20 protein-coding genes are annotated in these 21,194 nt (G+C 54.6%); 11 read left to right on the top strand and 9 right to left on the bottom strand.

Going from position 1 to position 21,194, the window contains the following annotated elements:
* The first annotated feature begins 226 nt into the window (after positions 1-226).
* Positions 227-1,531 carry an alpha-amylase domain-containing protein gene (locus tag MW046_RS17300; protein ID WP_247995771.1) on the top strand — a complete coding sequence of 435 codons (1,305 nt, stop codon included), beginning with the start codon at positions 227-229 and terminating at the stop codon, positions 1,529-1,531.
* Between the two features lie 19 nt (positions 1,532-1,550).
* Here MW046_RS17300 and MW046_RS17295 read toward each other — a convergent pair whose 3' ends face one another.
* Together MW046_RS17295 and lplB are read right to left on the bottom strand one after the other, a co-directional pair.
* Positions 1,551-2,291, bottom strand: a complete 741-nt coding sequence (locus MW046_RS17295; RefSeq protein ID WP_247995770.1) for a lipoate--protein ligase family protein — start codon at positions 2,289-2,291, stop codon at positions 1,551-1,553.
* The gene (gene lplB / locus MW046_RS17290; protein WP_247995769.1) at positions 2,288-2,560 is read right to left on the bottom strand and encodes a lipoate-protein ligase small subunit; all 273 of its coding nucleotides are present in this window, start codon (positions 2,558-2,560) and stop codon (positions 2,288-2,290) included. Before lplB ends, MW046_RS17295 begins: the two co-directional genes overlap by 4 nt.
* A 593-nt stretch (positions 2,561-3,153) precedes the next feature.
* Between lplB and MW046_RS17285 the strand changes: the two genes are divergently transcribed.
* The 4 genes from MW046_RS17285 to MW046_RS17270 all read left to right on the top strand — a co-directional run bounded on the left by MW046_RS17285 (position 3,154) and on the right by MW046_RS17270 (position 8,540).
* Positions 3,154-7,095 (top strand): Eco57I restriction-modification methylase domain-containing protein, encoded by a 3,942-nt coding sequence (locus MW046_RS17285; RefSeq protein WP_247995768.1) that lies wholly within the window; start codon positions 3,154-3,156, stop codon positions 7,093-7,095.
* A gap of 155 nt (positions 7,096-7,250) precedes the next feature.
* A complete protein-coding gene (locus MW046_RS17280) occupies positions 7,251-7,613 on the top strand; it encodes a PadR family transcriptional regulator (protein WP_247995767.1) in 363 nt (120 codons plus the stop codon).
* Positions 7,614-7,731: 118 nt separating this feature from the next.
* On the top strand, positions 7,732-8,208 hold the full coding sequence (locus tag MW046_RS17275) for a nucleoside deaminase (protein ID WP_247995766.1): 477 nt from the start codon (positions 7,732-7,734) through the stop codon (positions 8,206-8,208).
* Positions 8,209-8,318: 110 nt separating this feature from the next.
* Positions 8,319-8,540, top strand: a complete 222-nt coding sequence (locus MW046_RS17270) for a hypothetical protein (RefSeq protein WP_247995765.1) — start codon at positions 8,319-8,321, stop codon at positions 8,538-8,540.
* A gap of 105 nt (positions 8,541-8,645) precedes the next feature.
* Here the strand turns inward: MW046_RS17270 and MW046_RS17265 are convergent, their stop codons facing one another.
* Positions 8,646-9,176 (bottom strand): type II toxin-antitoxin system RatA family toxin, encoded by a 531-nt coding sequence (locus MW046_RS17265; protein ID WP_247995764.1) that lies wholly within the window; start codon positions 9,174-9,176, stop codon positions 8,646-8,648.
* A gap of 232 nt (positions 9,177-9,408) precedes the next feature.
* On the opposite strand from MW046_RS17265, the gene MW046_RS17260 reads away from it, so the two are divergent.
* The gene (locus MW046_RS17260; protein WP_247995763.1) at positions 9,409-10,083 is read left to right on the top strand and encodes an HNH endonuclease; all 675 of its coding nucleotides are present in this window, start codon (positions 9,409-9,411) and stop codon (positions 10,081-10,083) included.
* Positions 10,084-10,186: 103 nt separating this feature from the next.
* Here MW046_RS17260 and MW046_RS17255 read toward each other — a convergent pair whose 3' ends face one another.
* The 3 genes from MW046_RS17255 to MW046_RS17245 form a co-directional block, all read right to left on the bottom strand.
* The gene (locus tag MW046_RS17255) at positions 10,187-11,356 is read right to left on the bottom strand and encodes a zinc-dependent alcohol dehydrogenase (protein ID WP_247995762.1); all 1,170 of its coding nucleotides are present in this window, start codon (positions 11,354-11,356) and stop codon (positions 10,187-10,189) included.
* 40 nt (positions 11,357-11,396) lie between these two features.
* On the bottom strand, positions 11,397-11,954 hold the full coding sequence (locus tag MW046_RS17250; RefSeq protein ID WP_247995761.1) for an SRPBCC family protein: 558 nt from the start codon (positions 11,952-11,954) through the stop codon (positions 11,397-11,399).
* A gap of 72 nt (positions 11,955-12,026) precedes the next feature.
* The gene (locus tag MW046_RS17245) at positions 12,027-12,926 is read right to left on the bottom strand and encodes an NAD-dependent epimerase/dehydratase family protein (RefSeq protein WP_247995760.1); all 900 of its coding nucleotides are present in this window, start codon (positions 12,924-12,926) and stop codon (positions 12,027-12,029) included.
* A 167-nt stretch (positions 12,927-13,093) separates the two neighbouring features.
* Here MW046_RS17245 and MW046_RS17240 point away from each other — a divergent pair, with 167 nt between their 5' ends.
* Together MW046_RS17240 and MW046_RS17235 are read left to right on the top strand one after the other, a co-directional pair.
* On the top strand, positions 13,094-13,600 hold the full coding sequence (locus MW046_RS17240) for a YciE/YciF ferroxidase family protein (RefSeq protein WP_247995759.1): 507 nt from the start codon (positions 13,094-13,096) through the stop codon (positions 13,598-13,600).
* Positions 13,601-13,714: 114 nt separating this feature from the next.
* On the top strand, positions 13,715-14,887 hold the full coding sequence (locus MW046_RS17235) for a glutathione-independent formaldehyde dehydrogenase (RefSeq protein ID WP_247995876.1): 1,173 nt from the start codon (positions 13,715-13,717) through the stop codon (positions 14,885-14,887).
* A 126-nt stretch (positions 14,888-15,013) separates the two neighbouring features.
* Here MW046_RS17235 and MW046_RS17230 read toward each other — a convergent pair whose 3' ends face one another.
* On the bottom strand, positions 15,014-15,679 hold the full coding sequence (locus MW046_RS17230; protein WP_247995758.1) for a helix-turn-helix domain-containing protein: 666 nt from the start codon (positions 15,677-15,679) through the stop codon (positions 15,014-15,016).
* Positions 15,680-16,203: 524 nt separating this feature from the next.
* Here MW046_RS17230 and MW046_RS17225 point away from each other — a divergent pair.
* The 3 genes from MW046_RS17225 (at position 16,204) to MW046_RS17215 (ending at position 19,434) form a co-directional block, all read left to right on the top strand.
* Positions 16,204-17,118 carry an ATP-grasp domain-containing protein gene (locus MW046_RS17225; protein WP_247995757.1) on the top strand — a complete coding sequence of 305 codons (915 nt, stop codon included), beginning with the start codon at positions 16,204-16,206 and terminating at the stop codon, positions 17,116-17,118.
* The gene (locus tag MW046_RS17220) at positions 17,115-18,008 is read left to right on the top strand and encodes a zinc metalloprotease (protein WP_247995756.1); all 894 of its coding nucleotides are present in this window, start codon (positions 17,115-17,117) and stop codon (positions 18,006-18,008) included. Before MW046_RS17225 ends, MW046_RS17220 begins: the two co-directional genes overlap by 4 nt.
* Positions 18,009-18,075: 67 nt before the next feature.
* Positions 18,076-19,434, top strand: a complete 1,359-nt coding sequence (locus MW046_RS17215) for a hypothetical protein (RefSeq protein ID WP_247995755.1) — start codon at positions 18,076-18,078, stop codon at positions 19,432-19,434.
* A gap of 74 nt (positions 19,435-19,508) precedes the next feature.
* Here the strand turns inward: MW046_RS17215 and MW046_RS17210 are convergent, their stop codons facing one another.
* Together MW046_RS17210 and MW046_RS17205 are read right to left on the bottom strand one after the other, a co-directional pair.
* Positions 19,509-20,135: an HD domain-containing protein gene (locus MW046_RS17210; protein WP_247995754.1), complete on the bottom strand. Its 627-nt coding sequence runs from the start codon at positions 20,133-20,135 to the stop codon at positions 19,509-19,511.
* Between the two features lie 93 nt (positions 20,136-20,228).
* A complete protein-coding gene (locus MW046_RS17205; RefSeq protein ID WP_247995753.1) occupies positions 20,229-20,954 on the bottom strand; it encodes an arylamine N-acetyltransferase family protein in 726 nt (241 codons plus the stop codon).
* Positions 20,955-21,194 lie beyond the last annotated feature (240 nt).

Below are 21,194 nucleotides of genomic sequence, written 5' to 3'. Positions count from 1 at the left end.
CGCCTTAACCCACGTCGAACGGGGAGTTTCTGCCTTGGCCTCTGACGATATCTCCCGTGTGTCGTCTCGGAGATTTTCGATTCACCGGATCACTTCACAGGGAGTACAATCCCCACTGTACTGTAGACTCCGGCAATAATTGTCCGTCATTCGTTTTATCGTGCCAGTACACTGTGATGATTACATGTGGGAAAGATTTATGATGAATAATTTCATCATAGACATCATGGCTGATAATATCACACACCAAAACAGCAATGGTTCGGCACGTACTGACACCGTATCACGGCGGTGGTTGCTGAAGGGACTCGGTGTCGTCGGAACCGTCGGTTTGACAGCGACGGTGGCCGATTCGGCGCGGGCTGCGTCAGGAGATCCCGTCGCATTCCAGTATTTTCACGAGACGTGGAACACCATTACGAACAACCTTTCGACCGTTGCTGACCGTGGGTATGACGCTGTTTGGATACAGGCACCACAGAAAAGCGGGTTGACGTGGACGGACCAGGACGGACGCAACGATCCACCGTTGGGGTATCAACCGATCGATTTCACGAGCTTCGACAGCGAATTCGGAACGGAATCTGAACTTCGGACGCTCATCGATACAGCCCACAACCACGGTATCGAGGTCTACGTGGACTGTGTCATGAACCACATGGCGGCAGAGAACGGATATGAGTTCCCTCGATTCAGTTATTCGGATTTCCACCACTGCTGTGGCGGGATCGACGACTGGAACGATCCACAGGAGGTCAAAAACGGTGAACTGCTCGGACTTCCCGATCTGAAACAGGAGTCGAACTACGTTCGTGGCGAGTTGTACGACTACATGCAGAAGATCGCTGCGGTCGGTGCGGACGGCTACCGGTACGATGCCGCAAAGCACATGTATCCCAGCTATTTCCGAGACTATGCGAACCCGTGGGCCGACGAATTCGGGATGGAACGCGTCGCTGAGGTGTACAGCGGTAGCGTCTCCTACGTTCAGGAGTACATCGATACCGGAATGAACGCGTTCGACTATCCCTTATTCTATACGATATCCGATGTTTTCAGCGGTGGCGATATGAGCAACCTTCAGGGTGCAGGTGTCAAAACACAGGACCCATGGCACGCGTGGCCGTTCGTCGACAACCACGACCAAAACGGTCCGGACCAGTACGAACTCGCACACGCACATCTCCTGACAGTGGAAGGTTGTCCCGTCGTGTACAATCTCCATCCGGACTGGATTCTCGATAACGACGCGATAAACAACATGGTCTGGGTACGAAAGAACTTCTGTGGTGGGGAGACGCATTGGCGACACACCGACTCTGATCTCGCGGTGTATGAGCGATACAACAATCTTCTCGTCGGGTTAAACAACAACAGTAACGATTGGCAGAGCAGATCCGTTGACACCTCCTGGACCGACACGACGCTACACGATTACAGCGGTAACGCAGACGATGTAAGCGTCGACGGTGATGGGCAGGTCGAGGTGTCCGTCCCGCCCGAAGGTTGGGTGTTTTACGCACCACCGTGAACACGGAGCCACGGCGTCGTTACCGCTGTCTGTTCCAGTCGTCCGTGTCGAATCGCGCTGCAGCGAGTTCTTCGGCTCGTTCTATCTCCTTGTCCGCTAGGCTTGCGATTCCGTCGCCGTACCGCTCCGCGTAGGCGTCCGCGATCGCTTGGATAATCGTCTCTCGCGTCGCCTCGGTATGGTCGGCGATACGCGCGACACGCTGTTCCGCCGACTGTACGGCCTTATCTGAAAGCTTCTCCTCGCCGATCCGAAGGACTCGCAACATTTCACGGATATCGAGGGCATAACTCAACGTTGCGTGGTGAAGGACGCCGTGGTCGACACGGAGTTGGGCAGCTCCTCCGAGTTTCCCATCGGGATGAACGATATCGTTTAGTGGTTCGTGTCGTGCAGCCACGCCGACCCCTCTCAACGCTTCGACGATCGGCTCATCCAGTAGTTCATAACTCGCTTCGACGTCGTCGGGGACGTCCGTCCGCGGGAGATACAGGGAGTAGGTGATCACGTCGCCGGGGGCGACGTACATCGCACCACCACCGGTGATTCGCCGGACGACATCGATATCGTGTTCGCTAACGTAGTCGACAGCGACCTCGTTTTCGTACGATTGGAACCGCCCTATCGGGACGGCCGGAGCCGCCCGATACCAGAACCTGAGAACCGGCTCACGCTCACCGGTTGCGATCCGATCGAGTAACACTTGATCGAGCGCATGATGGATCGGCTCCGGAAACGGATCTCCGTGGATGACCCTCATCGATGGACTGCCTCCTCAAGGGCCGTTGCGAGAGCCTCCGCGTCAAAACCGATGAGTTGTGCTTCCACTCCCTGAATCGCCCCAACGATCCGAGCGCGATCACTGTCCGTTGGGAGCCCTTCGATGGCTGCTTCCAGTTCTTCGAGGGCTGTGGGAGGTTCGAGAAAGAAATCACCTCGGATAGTCACGTTCTCGAACGCCTCATCATAGGTGACACGCACCTCGACGAGTTTTCCGTCCGACACCTTGTGCGCTGCTGTTCCTTCCATATCGCTACGTGGACTACGGAACGAAATAAGGGTTCGTCGCAACTCCTCGATGAGATAGAGCCATGGCAGCAAGCGTCGCTACTGTGGGTGATGCTCCGATGCCATTCGGCCGGCCAAAATCAAGGCTCGTTCGTCTCGGTTTGGGAGGTGGTGTGTCATCACATCTGCTGAGCGTGCCCCTTTTGGTTGTGTCCTTGGAGTTCTTCTTGCGTATCGGACGTTTCGTCGCACATCGCACCCTCGTATTGATCACTCATCATACACTCCCAGCAACGAAAAGACACGTTAAATCTCGGCGTGCACTTGCATGTCCGTACCCATCTGTACTTTGGTAGCTCTCTGACACGGATCGAACGGACCCGAAGACGCTCGGAGTGCCGCCACTGGGATCATGGAGTCATCGGCAGTGAACTACCCCACCCTATCGCTCGCCTGACGGCTCGCGCCTTCGGTGCTCGTTGAGGAAAGGGGATTAGCGCCTCGGTTAAGCTAAAGGGAGAGGAAAATCCCTGTGCCTTTAGGCGCGGGGGGATGTCAATGCTATACAGACGTAAAAGCGGTTCTCAGCGTTAGCCTCACTCGGAGTTCGCCATATGAAAACTGAGCCCGACTTTCGGACAAATCGTGATCTATTTTCGAACTACTATCTCGATGAACATCTTCCCGAAACCGGAGCATGGAACGACATCAACGAAAAAACAGTACGGGCCGTGTACGACGACATCAGGAGGTGGTGGGAGCACGAGAACCGTACAGTAGCCGAGTGCAACGAGTCGCAACTCGAAGAGCGGCTCATTCGGCCCATATTCCGGAAGATAGGTGTTCCATTCGGCGTCAAAGAGTGCAGCGATCGCACACGGCGTCGGCCCGACTATGGACTCTTCGCAACCGAAGACGCTGCTACCGTGTTCGAACGCTCAGAGCAAGATTGCTATGAGAACGTAGTCGCCGTCGCATCCACGAAACGATGGGATTGTCCACTCGATACGTTCGGGAGCGACGAACACGGCCGACGAATCGAGAATCCGAGTTATCAGATGCACATGTACCTCCAAGAAACGCCCGCTCGCTGGGCTGTTCTGACGAACGGGAAGCGATGGCGACTCTACCACGGCCCGACTAGCCACCGACTTGATTCGTACTACGAGATCGATCTTCCGGCGGTTCTGGAGAGAGATAACCTGGAAGAGTTCAAATACTTTTATCTCTTTTTCCGGCATGAGGCGTTTCTCGAAGACGCTGACGGGGACTGTTTTCTCGACGACGTGTATGACGAATCGAACGTTTTTGTTCAGGAGTTGAAAGAAGATCTCCAAGACAACGTTTACGAGGCGATCACGGTCCTCTCAGAGGGTTTCCTGCGATATCCCGATAACGATCTCGGCGAAGACGATATCGGTCTGATTCACGAGGGATCCATCGTTTACCTGTACCGACTCGTCTTCGTCCTATACGCAGAGAGTCGGGAGCTACTCGATACTGACAGCGCGATCTACGAGCACTCGTACAGTCTAGATTCACTCAAGCGAACGGTCACAGCAGCCCTCGACACCGGTAATCCGACGTACCACGACTGGCAGCACAGCCTCCAGTCGCGTCTGAACGAGTTGTTCAGCCTCCTCGATACGGGGAGTAAATCCCACGGGTTTCCCGAAAAGGAACTGTACATCCCAGCGTACGAGGGAGAGCTGTTCCGTACCGACCCAACCGAAAACGATAGCCGCGCAGTACGCTTTCTCTCGGATTACGACGTCGGTGACGTTTATCTTGCGCGGGCCATCGAACTCCTGACCCGGAGTCAGAAGAACGGTGAGCGGATCTTCATCGACTACTCCTCGTTCGATGTCCGCCACCTCGGGACGATCTACGAGAGACTGCTGGAGTACAACCCCGACATCGCCGATGAACCCCTGGCTCTCGACGACGGCGAGTACGTGCGTGCCGAGGAGGGCGATGATATCGTCGTTCGGGAAGGGGAGGTGTATCTTACGACTGATAGCGGTGAACGGAAAGCTACGGGCACGTACTACACCCCTGAATACGTCGTGAAGTACATTGTCGAGAACACTCTCGGCTCCCTTCTGAGTGATATCCGTGAGGATGTGGTGGCACAGAGCACCCACAACGATCGGGATTTCGCCGTGGAGTTTGCCGAACGGGTGTTCGACCTGAACGTGGTCGATCCAGCGATGGGAAGTGGACATTTCCTCATGAGTGCCGTCGACTACCTTGCTCGGGAGATTATCGCCGCCCACGCGGAGCAGCCCGGTCGGCAGGAGATCGAAACTGGCACCGAAAAGCACGACATCAACTGGGCGCGTCGACTGGTCGCCCAACGCTGTATGTACGGTGTCGATCTGAACCCGCTGGCCGTGGAGTTAGCGCGGATGTCGCTGTGGCTACGAACGCTTGCCGCCGAACAGCCACCGGCGCGTTTGGATCACCGTCTGAAGACCGGAAACGCCCTCATCGGGTGTGATATCGAGAGGCTCACAGCGGATGAGGATGCCGGTTCCATCACCACCGAGCTCCGAGAGTCCGACGACATTACGGGAATAGCCAAATACAACGGAGCCGAGAAAAAGACGCGTCGCAAACGACTCACAGCGATGGCAAACGTTCATACCGCCGAAAAGATCGGGCGTGAAAAGCCGCCGAACGACGCCTACGAACGGATGGCGGCGCTCGAAGACGACCGAGAGTGGAAACAGATCAAACGGACGCAGTGGTTCCAGAACGCTCAATCGTGGGCGGTAGAGGATGGGTATTTCCACTGGAAGCTGGAGTATCCGGAGGTCTTCTATGACGATAGGTCCGAACGACCAGATGCCGGGTTCGACGCCGTTATCGGAAATCCACCGTACATCAGAAGTCGAAATCTCCCGGATACACACAAACGTTTCTATAAGGATCGGTATCGATCGGCCGAAGGGGCATACGACATCTACATTCCGTTTCTGGAGCGGGCCGCCGAGCTGGGCGATCGGAACTCGTTCATCATCCCCAACAAATGGACAACGACGGATTACGGGAAGCGCCTCCGTAAGCTCCTTTTGGAGGAGTACGGACTCCGGGAGTTAGTGGACGTCTCCCGTCTCGACGTGTTCACAGACGCCGACATCTATCCGCTCGTCATCTCCTATGCATCCAGCGAAAACGCCGACAGACAGGGACTTACCGTCCGACATGTCGAGGAACCCAACGACATCGATGGGACGACTCCGACACCGTTGTCCAGAGATCTCATCGATCGATTGGGTAATCGTATCATTCCGGTGAACATGGATCCCGATTTCGCACCGATACTCGAGAAAGCGCTCGCCAATCACACCCGGCTCGGCGACCATATCGAGATGACCGAAGCGATTCACACTGGCAACGTCAGGGATGAACTAGTCGTAGACGAAAACATCGATGACAGTTGCGAAAAGCTGGCTGATGGAACCTCGATCGATCGGTACCACGTAGAATGGAGTGGAGAATGGATCCGATACGATGCGGATTTGATCGACGACGAGAGCGGGGAGTATGGAGACCTACGAACCCGAGACGTGTTCGAGGCGAGCGAAAAGTTGTTCATTCGTGATATTAGCTATCGGCCGGTCGCCGCCTACGATGACAGTCAGCTGTTCGCACTAAACACCCTGTACAGTGCCACGAGAAAGGAGTGTTCGAATTACAGCTTGAAATACCTGCTGGCGGTGTTCAACTCGGCGTTCGTTGATCGATACTTCAGACAAGTGTACGGAGGAACCCACATCAGGGGCGACTACCTCCGGTTCAAACCCATGTTCTCTTATGACATTCCGATTCCCGAGCCGACGGGGCTGTCAGATGAGCACGAACAGCGCCTCATGGAGTACGACTCCGACATCGATGTCTCATCGGCCGTTGCTGGGATAGAAGACGTGACTGACATCATTCGGGAAGCAAAGAACGACAAAAGGGAGTTGAATTCGAATATCGATGATCTGCTCGGTGAGTATTCCGGTGGAAAAACTGTATCCGAGATAGCGGGATATCAGCCTCCCACCGGAGTGTCGAGCTCCCTACTCTCCCATACCACTAGCTCCCTCGAAGGCTTGCGTGTTGGTTCAGTTGCTGCCACAGACGAAGGAGAGACGCTAACCATCTCGATCTCAGCTCGATACAAACCGGAAGACGAGGTCGAAACCGATCGGTGGGGATACACCGAAACCGATCTGTTGCCCGCGATGGAGTTCGTCGGATTAGAGCAGATCGAACGGTTCTTGATTCGGGAATTCGTTCCGTACGCCATCGAAAAGGCCGGTGGGTTCGCAGGCTTCCGAAAAAACGCGACCAAAACGAACTCCTTGATCGATCGGATGGAGAACATAACCCTCCCATACGTTTCCGATGTGAGAGAGGAGCTCGATCGATATCGAGAACGACAGCAGGAGACAAAACGGCTGACTGAACGGATCGAGACGGCTGAAAAGCTACTCGACGAGATCATTTACGATCTGTACGGTCTAACAAGCGACGAAAAAGCGGTGCTCCAAGAGAACGACTGAGTTCGCGGTTGATACGCTCATTGCCGATAGAAGAGATCAGTCGCGTCTTTCCCCAGCGCATTGAGATGGCTCCGTTATGCAGCCGTCGAGGATGGATCAAATCACCATATGATGGTTGAATAGTATTACATGCAATACTATCATCGGTCTATTGTATGTCGGTGACAGTGTCGGATGACAGTGAATTGGATATCGCCCACGAACTAACAGCCTTTCAACAGCGAATCCTCGCCATCCTCGCTGAGGAAGCGCGTTACGGGCTGGCGATCAAAAGCGAACTTGAGGAGTATTACGGTTCGGACGTCAATCACGGACGGCTCTACCCGAACCTCGATGATCTCGTCGAGATGGGGCTTGTCGAAAAGAGTGAATTGGATCGCCGGACGAACGAGTACGCGCTAACCGAAGCGGGTCATGACGCTATCGTGAACCAGTTGGCTTGGACGTTCTCACGATTCATCATATCCGATAGCAGAGCCGAAGAAATAAACGAACTCATCAGCGCCACACAGGAGTAGCGGACGTCAATTTCGGACATCGTTTCTGTCCTCGGGTGGATACTCTGGACGGTTGAGCTTCGTAGCGGACCTCCCGTCTGGTCCGATGATTTATCTGGTCGGTCGGAGCATTACAAGTATGGCTGGCGTAAACGTCGATGATTTCGATCACGATTCACATCTCCGCAGGACTTTCGAGCTTGCTCGTGAGGCTGCCGACCGCGGAGACAAGCCGTTCGGCAGCGTACTCGTCTACGAGGACGACGTCATCATGGCTGACTCGAACCGAGAGATCACGGAAGAAGACATCCGGCGTCATCCCGAGCTTCACCTTGCGTATCGCGCGTGTCGAGAGCTCGGTCCGGACAAACGTGCTGAAACCGTGATGTACACGAGCACGGAGCCGTGCCCGATGTGTGCTGGAGGTATGGTTGCAGCCGGATTCGATCGAGTCGTCTACAGCGTCGGGGGCAATGAGATCTCGGAGTTCACGGGAACCGAGCCATCGGTCCGATCGGCGGAAATCCTCGACGGTGTTAGCGATATCGTGGGACCACTCCTGAACGAGGAGGGACGGCAGATTCACGAGGATTTCGCCTGGGAAGCCGAACGATGAGATAGCTGTGGTTTTGCTCAGATCGCTACTCGTCTTGCTGTCAGATCCGTTCCGTCAGTATGACTGACGATACCCGAACAGTCTCAGTGCTGGCCACCGTGTACAGTTGTATGCGTAACCAACAGACACCCCTTGAGCCGACAGAAAAAGACGCACTCGAACGGCTCCGCGAGGAGTACGAACCAGTGGTGGACAGCTTTTCACGGGAAGTCGCCGTCGACGCCCTCGTCGAAATCGATCTCGAAACCGCCGTTGCCCACAACGTGCTCGATCGGTTGCTCTCGAAGGGCTACCTGTACGCTGTCGACGACGAACTCCACATCACCGATTAACCGAGAGGGTACGGAATCGTCGCTCGGTCATTGAGAGGATTCCGTAGTATCGAACGGTGGATCACAGAGATCCGATTGTGCTGTCTCGGGGAAAGAGAGACCGTATTACACCGAAACAGGTGCTTCGTGCACCTTCAGATCGATCTCTCGCTCTTCACCTTCTAGGTCAGCGATCATCCGTCGGGTGATGACGCGAGCTGCTGTTTGGATCTTCGGTTTGACTCGGTCGATGATTCGGCTGACTGGAATGACGCTGGGGAGGTTGAGCGTATCCCCGTCCGCCGAATCCGGATCGAATTCCGAGTAGAACCGGACCCTGCAGGCATCCGATTTGTCCTCCGGTGCCTCCTCGGGTACGTGTTCGATCTCCCAGCGACCGTGAGCGTCGATGCCTTTAGCCAGTTCCCACTCGATCTGGGATGGGCGATCGACGTCGGTGACTTCCGCTCGCGCTGTGTAGGTGACTTTCCACCACGACAACGGGATATCGTACACTGCACCGGCGTCTTCGTCCCCTTGACGCTCGATATCCGAGACGTATTTGGTGTAGCTCTCATACTGTCTGAAATCCACGAGGAACTCGTAGATTTCTTCCGGCGACACGTATACCAACGTGCTTGCTTCTACTGTTTCCACGCAGTCCGGTTGGTTGTCATCCCGTTAAAGAATTCTGATCTCTTTCGATCACACACTCTCATGTGGACAATCATGTATGATGAGATGGTACTCATCTCAAACGACGATCCGAAGATGTCGAATCGGGACTGATGTTCAACAGTTGAGGTTCCAGCGACGATTCGATCGCACAAGGAGATAGGGGATATTTTTATATCATGGGGTATAGTCCGGTAGTAACCCGACAGTATCGATGAGTTCGACGACACGAGGGATCGATCCCACTTACGACGAGCAAGACGGGTACGATCAGTCCGATGATAAATATCCACCTGATTGGGATGTTCGGAAGAAAGCCGTTCAAAAACGCGACGACTGGACGTGCCAGGATTGTGGTGTGAAAAGCGGTCCATACGCAGGTAGCGACGGGAAACAGCTCCACATCCATCACGTCACCCATCTTTCCGATGGTGGCTCCAATCGGCTGTCGAACCTAACAACGCTGTGTGTAGACTGTCACAATGACCGACACGACCACGACATTACGGAGGGACTCGACGACTATCAGCCCGACCCCGGTCTTTGGGGGCGGGTCCGGCAGTTGGTTCGATCGCTCGTCGGTGGAGGGATCTGTCTTCCGATCCATACGGGGATGGTGTATCTCCTTCTCACGCAGCCGATCCGATCACCGCTCGGATTGATCAGCATCACTTGTTTCGCCGCACTCGCTGCTGTGCTGGTCGTTCGGCCGAGACCGGTCGCAGCGATGTACACCGTCACAGCAGTGACAGGGACCGTGATCCGCTATGGAGTTTCGGTCGGACAGCTGGGTGGTGAAAACGCTAGCACACTGTTGTTGAGCGCGTGGCTCCCCGCACTGTTCGCGGTCGCATGGTGGTACTACCGGTACTATTCATACGATAAGTAGTAGCAGTACTACCGGTAGTATCGATAATAACGACGGGTCGCTTCGGAGTTCGATGACGAATGGAATTAGCGAGCAACAGTACCGTCCGGATACACTTCGAGAGTTAGGGGACGAACACCGGTCGGACACAGCCATCCTCTTTGTGTTTGAACATCTCGTAGCCGCGTGGTGCGTCTTCGAGAGAGAACCGGTGTGTGGCCAGGTATGACGGATCCATCTGACCTTGCGCGGCGTGGTCTAGCAGTTGTGGTACGTATCGTTGGCCGTGTTGCTGGGCAGTGCGTACGGTGAGGCCCTTGTTCATTACGACTCCCATCGGAAACTTATCCAGTACGCCGTAGACGCCGAGGATCGATAGTGTACCGCCCTTGCGACAGGCGACGATCGCCTGACGGAGCGCGTCACCGCGGTCGGTGTGCAACCGGAGCGCTTGTTTCACCCGGTCGTAGGCGTATCCGATGCCCGTTCCGTGTGCTTCCATTCCCACCGCGTCAATGCAGGCGTCAGGACCACGTCCACCGGTCATCCTTTGTAGCACGTCGACGACGCTCTCGACAGCGGTGTAATCGATCGTTTCTGATCCCGCTTTCTCGCGTGCCAACCGCAATCGTTCGGGAAATCGGTCGATCCCGATGACACGCTCGGCACCCATGAGGGAGGCGCTCTGTTGGGCCATGAGTCCCACGCCACCGCAGCCCCAGACGGCGACGACATCGTCAGGATGGATATCACAGAAGTCAGCACCCATGTAGCCGGTGGCCCATGCGTCGGAGGCAAACAACGCTTGTTCGTCACTCACCTCGTCGGGAACTGGAAAGCAGTTCTCCTCCGCGTGGGGAACCCGTACGTACCCAGCGTGTGCACCGGCGTATCCGCCGAATGCGTGAGTGTAGCCGTAGATTCCAGCGGTCGGATAGCCCAGTATTGGCGTTTGTAGCTCGGCGTTCGGATTCGTGTTGTCACAGAGCGACCAGAGGTCCTGCTGGCAGTAACCGCAGTTACCACATCCGATGAACGATGGGACGACCACGCGGTCACCGACCGCCACTGATCGAACCTCGGAGCCGACCGCCGTGATCTCGCCCATGAACTCGTGGCCGATCACGTCGCCTTCGCGCATCGTAGGGAGGTATCCATCGATGAAATGTAGATCGGAGCCACAAGCTGTAGACAGCTTCACCCGCAGGATGGCGTCACGCGGACTGGTGATCTCGGGATCGGGAACGGTTTCTACCCGTAGATCATTGACTCCGTTCCAACAGAGTGCCCTCATGTTCACATCACCGTTTTACATCGTATCGCACTCGTTCGTGTCATATCGTATCACCTGATCCACGAGCCGAGGGATTGTGTGCCAACGTCGGAATCTCCCCCGTCTCGACGAGGCTCTTCGAGCGCCGGAGCACTGTGTTTACGAGCAGACCGAGACCGGTGTCGATACGTCCCATCACCACGCAGCCGACGATGCCGCTCGGGAGAGCAAAGCGGATCCGAAGCGTCACTTCTGTCCCTCGATCGCCTGGAGCCGGCCGAAAGTGGACGGAGACGTCATCGAAGATCCGTGGTCCTGCCAGCGGTTCCCAGCGAAGGGATTCGCTGGGATGTTCTGCTACGGTTCGGGTGTTCCATGCGATCTGGCCGATCGGAAGCGGGATGACCCAGTAGTGGCGACCCCCGTCTACCGCTGTTACCGTAGCGAAATGGTCCATGATGCGGGATAGATGCTGGGGATCGCGCCAGAGACGATAGAGTTCGTCTTCGGATGCCCTGATGGTGATGGAACGTTCGATCTCCGTCGCACGGGTAGCACCCTCCAGAGTCCCACCGTCAGCTGTGACAAACACCATCCTCGAACGGTCGTAGTTGGGCACTCGTCCACATGGGAAATCGGCTCGCAAATGCCGAACCGTTATGGGAGTACCGATTATGTCGGAAGACAAGCCTCAATCAGCAGAGAGCTCAGAGCTTTGAAGGTAAGTATCAAGCGTCATAAGGTCGTCTTCGCTGTAATCGAACGCCGAAACGTCGTTTCGATCGTTCCGCAGATCGAGACGTAACAATCGGGCCTGATCGGCACTGAACGGAACGGACGATATCGGTGTGATCGCTCGTAACACCCCATCGACGAGTGTCATCGGTAGGGGAAGGATCGTTACTGACTGTCCGCGCGCCCGATGGATCCGTCTCGTTACGTCGGCGATCGTCAGCTCTTCGGGACCGGCGAGTTCGTATATCTCGTTGCAATACCGGTCATCCACAGCGGTATCAGCCACCATCTCGGCCGTATCACCGACCCAGAGCGGCTGAAACGGCGTCGTCCCTCCATCGGGAAGCACCGTCACGTACGGTAACGTGGTACGGTCGATGAAGTTCGTGAACTCGTCGTTCTCACCGAACATGATGTTCGGTCGAACAATAACGGCGTCGATGTCTGCGGTGAGAACGACCCATTCTGCCTGTCCTTTCGCACGGACGTATCCCGTCGCGCCGTCCGGCTTGGTGCCCACCGAACTCATCTGTACGAGTTTGGGTACATCGTGGTCCATCATAGCCCGGACGACGTTTCGGGTCCCGTCCACGTGGACCTCCGTGTGGGTCGTGCCGTCCGGTGGCTGAAAAAGCGGTGATAACGCCACCAGATTGACGACGACATCCTGATCGGCGAACGCGGACTCGATCGAATCGTACGAGCGCACATCACCGGAAACGGTCGTCGTACGCTCGGGAAGCACGGAGGGGTCCGGTGTCCGTGAAAGAACAGTGAGGTCATGATCACGACCCGCGAGGACCTCACACAGGTGTCGACCGACGAATCCGTCGCCACCGGTCACAAGGATGTTCATGAAATGGATACCGTCTCTGGGCCAGTAAGGGCGCTGCGTGCATCGGAAGGTTCGTGCGAATGGACGGTCGAGAAGGTGCACGCCTCATCGACGGTGTCGTCGTTCCACCCTGCAAGTGTCGGCACAGTACTTAGACTCTCGTCGCTCGATTCTACGAAAGAGAGACAATGACTATCAACAACCTCGAAGATATGTTCGTGCGCGAACTCGAACAGATGTACTACATCGAGACCAAACTCGTCGATGTCCTAGGAGACCTCGTAGAGGATGCGAACAATGACAAACTCACATCGGGGTTTTCAGAGCATCGGGAGGAGACCAGAACCCACGTCGAACGTATCGAGCGAGTTTTTGATGTGATCGGGCGCGAACCCGCCAAAGAACAGAGCCATGTACTCGATGCGCTCGTCCAAGAACACGAGACGTTCGTCACAGAATCCGACGACGAGCAGCTCCACGATCTCTACGATATGCAGGCAGGAATGAAAACTGAACGTATCGAAATCACCGCGTATCAAGGCCTACTGACGCTTGCAGGGAAGCTCGACTATCCCGATGAGGTCACAGACCTGCTCGAAGACAGTCTCTCCGAAGAGAAATCGACACTCCGAGAGCTTGAAGGACTTTCGAAAGGATCGAAGATAAAGTCGATGCTCGGAAAACTCACCGGGTGAGTAGGGACCATACGCTGGAATCCAGAAACGAACTTCAATATATTTCATCCATCCTTAGAAAGTTCTAACCCCGAAGCTAATTAAATAATAGTCAGAGGTTGTTGATACATGTCGATGAAAGCTGTTGTCTACCAAGGCGAACACGAGGTAGCCGTCGAAGAGGTCGACGAACCGAAGATCGAAAACCCGAACGATGCCGTGATCGATATCACGACCACGGCCATCTGTGGGTCGGACCTACACATGTACGAGGGGCGGACGGACGCCGATCCGGGGATCGTCTTCGGTCACGAGAACATGGGCATCGTCGAGGAAGTCGGCGATGGCGTCACCACGCTCTCGGAGGGTGACCGGATCGTGCTTCCGTTCAACGTGGCCTGTGGATTCTGTCGGAACTGCGAGGCTGGCTACACCGGGTTCTGTATCAACGTCAACAAGACGGGGAGCGTCCCCGCCGGCGGCGCGTATGGATACGTGGGAATGGGACCCTATCAGGGCGGGCAGGCCGAAAAGCTACGCGTTCCGTTCGCGGACTTCAACGCGTTACAACTCCCAGAGGGCGACGAACACGAGAATTCCTTTGCCCTGTTGGCAGACATCTTCCCGACGGGGTGGCACGGCACACGGCTCGCGGATCTCCAACCCGGCGAGTCGGTCGTGGTTTTCGGTGCGGGACCAGTCGGACTGATGGCCGCTTACAGCGCGAAGTTACAGGGTGCCGCCGAGATATACTCGGTAGATCGAGTACCGAGCCGACTCGATCTCGCTAGTGAATACTGCGATGCGACGCCGATCAACTTCGAGGAAGGGGATCCTGCCGAACAAGTTAGGAACGCACACGGTGGAGAAGTGGACAAGGGGGTCGACGCTGTTGGCTATCAGGCCATCGACCCAGCGACCGAGGCACAGGACAAAGACGAGTACTCACCTGCCCGCGAGAATCCGGCAGTGGTACTCAACCAACTCATCGATACCGTGCGACCCACTGGCCGACTCGGCATCGTCGGGTTGTACGTCCCCTCGGATCCAGGTGCACCCGACGAGATGAGTGCAGCGGGTCGGTTAGGGATCGACTTCGGCAAGCTCTTCGAGAAGGGTCAGCGCCTCGGCACTGGTCAATGCGACGTGAAACGGTACAACCGACGGCTGCGCGATATGATCATCGAGGGGCGCGCTGATCCAAGCTTCCTCGTTTCTCACCGCGTGAATATAGAAGACGCCCCCGAGATGTACGAGGCGTTCGACAACCGAGAGGAAGGCGTTACGAAGGTACTCCTTGAACCGTAAACAGGGAACACGGGGCACCACCCGTTCTCGACACGATCTCGTATTACTCGCGTCCCACGTAGTTAGTCTGTGGGACTGGCCATGGTGTCGGCTTTGGGAATCTCCTCTTCGACCGCGAGAGTGTGTTCAGTGTCGGGGACTGTTATCGTCCTCGACCAAAAGAGCGTTCTCGATGAGACGCCGGGTCGCTCGACGAAAGCGTTCGGAGAGTGCCTGATGAGAGATACCGAGATCGTCGGCAATATCCGCCAATTGGGCCTCCCGTGGAATGTCGTAATACCCGGATTCGAGTCCTTTAATGAGTGCTTCGTGTTGATTACTCGTGAGATCATAGCGAACGCGACGAACCGCGTCAACATCGTAGAGGCGTCTAAGATCGTACGAGAGATCGTGTTCTTGGGCGTAATCGTTCACCGCTGAAATTCCGTTGCGATCGGGAAACAACACCTGTAGATGCCACGCCCGATCACGTGCGATGGCCCGCTGGACAGTTGCCTTCTGCTCGACGATCATGTATCCTACAACCTGAACGTCAGCAGCCCACGTCATGTGATAAAACTGCTCGTCTTCGTATTCGGCAAGCAGTTCACACTCCGCTACGCTAGGATCGTCTTCAAGAACCGTTGATAGTTCCTCGTTCTCCTCGTACGACACCCAGACGAACGGAAGAACATGGGACATATCGTGAGCGACGACGCGATCAACTTCGATTTCGATGTCTGGTAGGCGTTTGAGTGTCGTCCACAACGCGAACTCTTCGGCAGGAATCGTAAACTCCGCAATCGATGTCATAAATATGGAAAGCGGTCAAGAAAGAAATCTCTTGTCGTCAATTATCGGTTAATGGGCTAGAATAACCTTGTACCTCCCGTTCTCTTATATTTGCCACCAGTATATTTACACATGCAAATCAGAAATATACAATATACAGAGATCATTCACACGAGTCGACACGGGGATCGATCACGACCTGTGACGAACACAGCTAACGAAAATCAACAACCTGTCGAAGATTTCGTATATCCCCATATATTATCGAATGGTAACAAATATTATTTTCATAGTGAGTCTATACCCCGAATAAAACAGAAAATATTATATAATATCAACTATTCGATTGTACTGCCGATGACTGAAGACGTACACTTCATCGAAGAGCTAGAGGAAAGAGAAAATGCGACACCTATAGGAGTGACAACGATGGCGATGGGAGAAGAAGTCGGTGATCTGTCTCTCCCTCTTATTTAGATCTACTAAACTGTCATATTCACCGTTGCATTAATTATATGATGCAGTATATATCAAATTCATTATAAATGACAGTTGCGCTCATCGGACCATCCGAGGACCGGGAACTCCGCGCAGTAGCCACGGAACTCGATGCACGGGGAACTGAATGGGCCGTCTGGGACACGGACCACTGGCCGGGGGAAGTTCCTCTTTCATTCGACGTCGCATCAGGGATCCGTACGACAGTTTCGGAGCCGATCCAGCCTGATTCGCTGTCAGCAGTCTACGTCCGACGGATCGGATTCGATCTCCGAAATTCTGACTTCGCCGACGAACTCGATACGCGTCCGTATTCGTTGGTCAATCAACTCACCGAGTATCGGGGACTCCTCGGGTCGGTGTTGAGATATCTGGACGACCGAGGTATCCCTATCGTAAACGCTCCTCAGACGATGGCGGTTCACAGGTTGAAACCGTACCAGCTCGCACGATTCGCAGACGCTGGGTTACCCGTTCCAAAGACGCTGACGACGAACGACCCCACGGCAGCCATGGAATTCGTCGAGGAGGTGGATGAGGTGATATACAAACCAGTCGCTGGTGGTGGCCACGCTCGGATCGTAACTGCCGAAGACCTCGAACCGGACCGTTTGGAGCGACTGAGCAACGCTCCCGTCCAATTCCAACGGCGCCTCGACGGGACGAACTACAGGCTGTTCGTCGTCGATGGGGACATCGTCGCAACAGCTCACATCCTAAGCGATAATCTCGATTATCGGATGGGTCCTCACGAGGTCGAGACGATCGATCCGCCTGCCCCCGTTGCAGCGGCTGCCAGTCGTGCAGCGGACTGTTTAGGACTCGCTTTCGCCGGCGTCGACATCATCGTCACGGAGGATAGCTTTCGGATCCTCGAAGCCAACCCGTCGCCGATGTTCGCGACATTCGACGAGCGGGCAGGAACGAACGTTGCAGGTCACCTCGCTGAGTTCCTCGAATGAGTGGTGATCGTTCGAACATCGGATTCACGTGGGGAAGCACGGAGAACCTGTACTGGCTCCGTACCGAAAACGGCGACTACAAGCGGATCGACCCAACCTTCCTGGAGACACTCAAGACCGTCGCCCGGGGCGATCGAGGGATCGAGACACTCACAGAAGGCGAACAGAGGGCGCTCTCTGTGCTCCACGAGCAGGAGTATATTCGGGACGAAACGCCAGTCAAGGAGCTTCCAACGCCAGCAGGGATCACTCTCTGGCCGCGCTTGCTAGCGTTCGGGATCGTGTTCACCCTAGTAACCGTCTACGTCGGATATCGGTTGATTGACGCTCCTGAGACCGTCCCGGCGCTCGAGACGGGGGGAACGATCGAACAGCTTCTACTGTCCATCCCGGTGTTCGGTGTGATGGCAGTGATCCACGAAGCAGGCCATTATCTCGCTGCGCGGCCGTACTTCGATCCCTCGATCCGGTTACGGAGGCTCAATGGCGTGTTCCCGGCGCTCGTCACGACCACCAACGGGGCTTGGCGCTGTCCCAAGAGCGTCCGCATCTGGATCAGCATCGCTGGGCCGTTGATCGATCTCTGTCAATGTCTGGTTCTGGCCGGGATCTCACTCCTCATACCCGGAGGGTCCGTGGTAAGTGTGGTCGTACTGTTCGGATACGTCCGAATCCTCTGCTCGCTCAATCCCTTGGTACGAGGCGATGGATACTGGATCCTTGTCGACTGGTGGGATTCGGTAAATCTCCGATCGAGAGGGATGGCCGATCTCAAAGCCGGCCAACTGACGGTTCATGCGTGCTTTGCCCTCGGATCGCTCTCGTTTACAGTGCTGAGTATCGGTGTGGTCTTGTTCGTCGGTATAACATCGCTCAACCTCGGAAAATAATTCGAGCATCATCGTATCGAAGAGGGCCCATGTAACGAGCAGCTACCGACGATCGGCGCTGTTCGGAGTGGTCGGAAACACGACCAAGCGATACGCGGATACATATGGAATCAATATAGAAAACGAAATGAATGTACGGGATACATCCCCTGATTCGGATGAAGAATCCATCGAACGCTCCCCCATGACATCTGACGAAAACGATATCGCTCAGGAATCTTCAAAAGACGATGTTGAGAGGACTGGCGAGCACACTGAACCCCGTCTCTTGTGTGAATTTTGTGATACAAGTCACGACGCTACGGGGTTGCTCAAACACGTTGCTTACTCGGAGGATGAATCGCACGGTTCGTTAGGAAGTGTTCCTGAAGGGTTTCATCCCGCCAGTGCACCTGTACTCAAAGAGGGAACTATGCAGGTTGCGTTGCCGGACGAACTGCGTACAAACGTGCATTTCCATCCTCTCTGTCGATGGTGTGGGGAGAAATTTTATCTGATCGATAACTACATAGAACACATCAATGGCGACAGAGGATCGTTCGACGAAGATCTCCACCGAGCCGATGGCAGACAGCCCCAAAGGCCCTTGCTCGTCCCGTTTAATAGAAACGGAACTGTTATTCCCACGATTCCACCGCTGACTGAACTCATTGAGGATACAAACGAAGCAGTCGCTTTCGGCGGGAAAAAACGATCGGAACCAAATGGTTCACTCGATCCGAACGAATCGAAGACGACCGCAAAGCAGGAACGTTACGCCCCATCGAGAACAATGAAAGAAGAAAACGAAAACGTATCGAACGATGTAGAGACATCTCCACCGGAGATGGATGGAAACGGTTCGTCTGACGACGAAGCGGAACCAGAAAAACAGTATCCCACAGCTGTCATCGACTACGATCATAAAACAATAGAAAATGATAATTATACAAAGGATGGAAAGATCGATAAAGTGGCAACTACTATAGAGGAGACAGTAGACGAAAAGACAGTAAAGATCGACGGTGTACTTTTAGCTCTCGTCGACCGCGTAGTCGAGAAGGAAGCTACTGAGTACGATTCACGAACTGATCTTCTTGATACAGCTCTCGAAGAGTTTCTTGGATCAGTAATCACGGACGATCAGATGAGTTTCGAAAATCAGATTACCACCAGTCGCCGCTTCGATATCGAAACCGATCCTGTACTCAAACATCTATTACGAGAGATAGTCAAAATCCATGGAGAATTCGATTCATATCACGAATTTGTACAACATACGTTACTTGACTATCTCGATATTGAGACTAGTGCGAATGAGATACCCATTCCGAACTACACCCGGTATTCGTTCGTTATTGAACGGCTCATTCAAATCGACGATAGTCCGTACGAATCTCCCAGCCACATCGTTCATACTGCTCTCGAAAACCACCTTCAGATATGAGACATATTACTCGCAGAATTCACGAATAGAATCACCTGGCACTCGGGGTAACGGAACGCCTGATCGAGGGGATTCTACTCGGGGGGATCCGAGTGGTTCAGTCGGTGTTCGTACCGAGCGTGAATCACATCGAACAGATCGTTCCCGATCTCCGTCCGTAATCGAGGTTGGGCCGTAGCAAAGAACTCGTCTAAGCGATCGTACTCCGCGAAATGTTCGTTATCTTCATTTTTATCGTATCTCTGTTGGCGTTCATATTTGAGTGCTTGGAGGCAGTTGTCGATCAGATCCATATCCTTCACAAAGCGGGCAAGGGGGGACTCTCTCGTTTCGTAGGACTCCCACAACGCCATGAAATGAGGGGCATCGAACGAAGCTACGAAGTCAGTCATCACTTCGCGCTCTCGTTGTTCTTTCTGTTCTCGTTCGATATTCTGAGATTCGGGCTCAGCGCGCGTGGCCACATCACCGGTGCGAGCCTCGGCGAGATCGTGAACGAGCGCCATCGAAACGGCCTTGTTCGGATCGAGGTCAGCTTCGTCAGCGAACAGCAGACAGAGAACCGCGGTGCCCCACGTGTGTGCAGCGACTGACTCCGGGTTTTCGATCCCGCGAAGCTCCCACCCCGTCCGGAGTTCGTCTTTCAGTTCGTAAACCTCTAGGAGCGTATCGAGTTGTGCTGTGGACGGTGAATCCGTCATACAGAAGGTGGGGTCCGAAGCAGTTTACGCTTGTTGAGGATACGTTTGAAGTTCTCACAAGAACACCACTCCCGACAGAAGCCGTACCGAGACTCAGAAAGAGATACCGAAACGATCGTTGAGAATCCGATCTCGTTCACGCTTAGATTCGATCTGTGTCGTCTGTTCGTGTCCCTTCTCCGTGACAGTCAAGCTATCGTTCGAAAGAGTGATCCGACCTGTTGTAGTCGCAATCGTACAAAGAGTCCGGCCAGTGAATGGTGAATCCTGGGCGGTTTGTTGATACTCACACATCTCATTGAAATCAGAGAGTTCCCGCGCTGCAGTCGTGAACCGGTAGGTCGGTTTCCAACCTTCATCCGCAGCCAGTTCCATAGCGAAGTAGTGATTCGTGTCATCAGCAGGAACGATCTCGTACGTTCCTTCCAACCCAGTACGTGAATCGCCAGAGAGAGGCAGCGGGACCCGACAGAAACGACCATACCCGACGTCGACGACATACGATCGATCGAGATTGATGAGGAGGGCCATATGATCAAACGGAGGTCCGAAGTTCCCCCCCTCGTGGCGAACCCGACCCTCAATGAGGCGCACATCGTATCCGAGCTGATCGAGAAGCCAACCGAACAGTGAGTTGAGTTCATAGCAGAAGCCACCCCGCTTCCGCTCGACGATCTTCGTATAGAGAGACGGCCGATCAAGGACGATCGGCTCGTCGCGTGCGATGTCGAGAGTCTCAAACGGTACTGAAAGCAAGTGGGAACGCTGTAGCTTCCGGAGATGCTCGAGATTTGGAGTGATGTTGGAGTCCGGAGACATACCGATTCGAGTCAGATACGGGCGAATCTCCATCATCTCAGTTCACCTCTGGGACGTGTTCCAGTACCGAGACAGTGGATATCGTTCCTTCGGATCGTGGGAATCATTCGACTGCCTCGTAACCGGACAGCCGATATCTCCCCGGTATTCATACAGTACATCTTCTGATAAACAGTTGCAGCGTTCGAAATTACTGCTATCGTCTTGTCGCCAGATTAGGGATTGTCGTGCTGTATTCAC

Origin of the sequence: Halocatena salina, assembly GCF_023115355.1 — an archaeon.
GTDB classification, from domain to species: domain Archaea; phylum Halobacteriota; class Halobacteria; order Halobacteriales; family Haloarculaceae; genus Halocatena; species Halocatena salina.
This window is presented reverse-complemented; position numbering and strand designations above follow the sequence as displayed.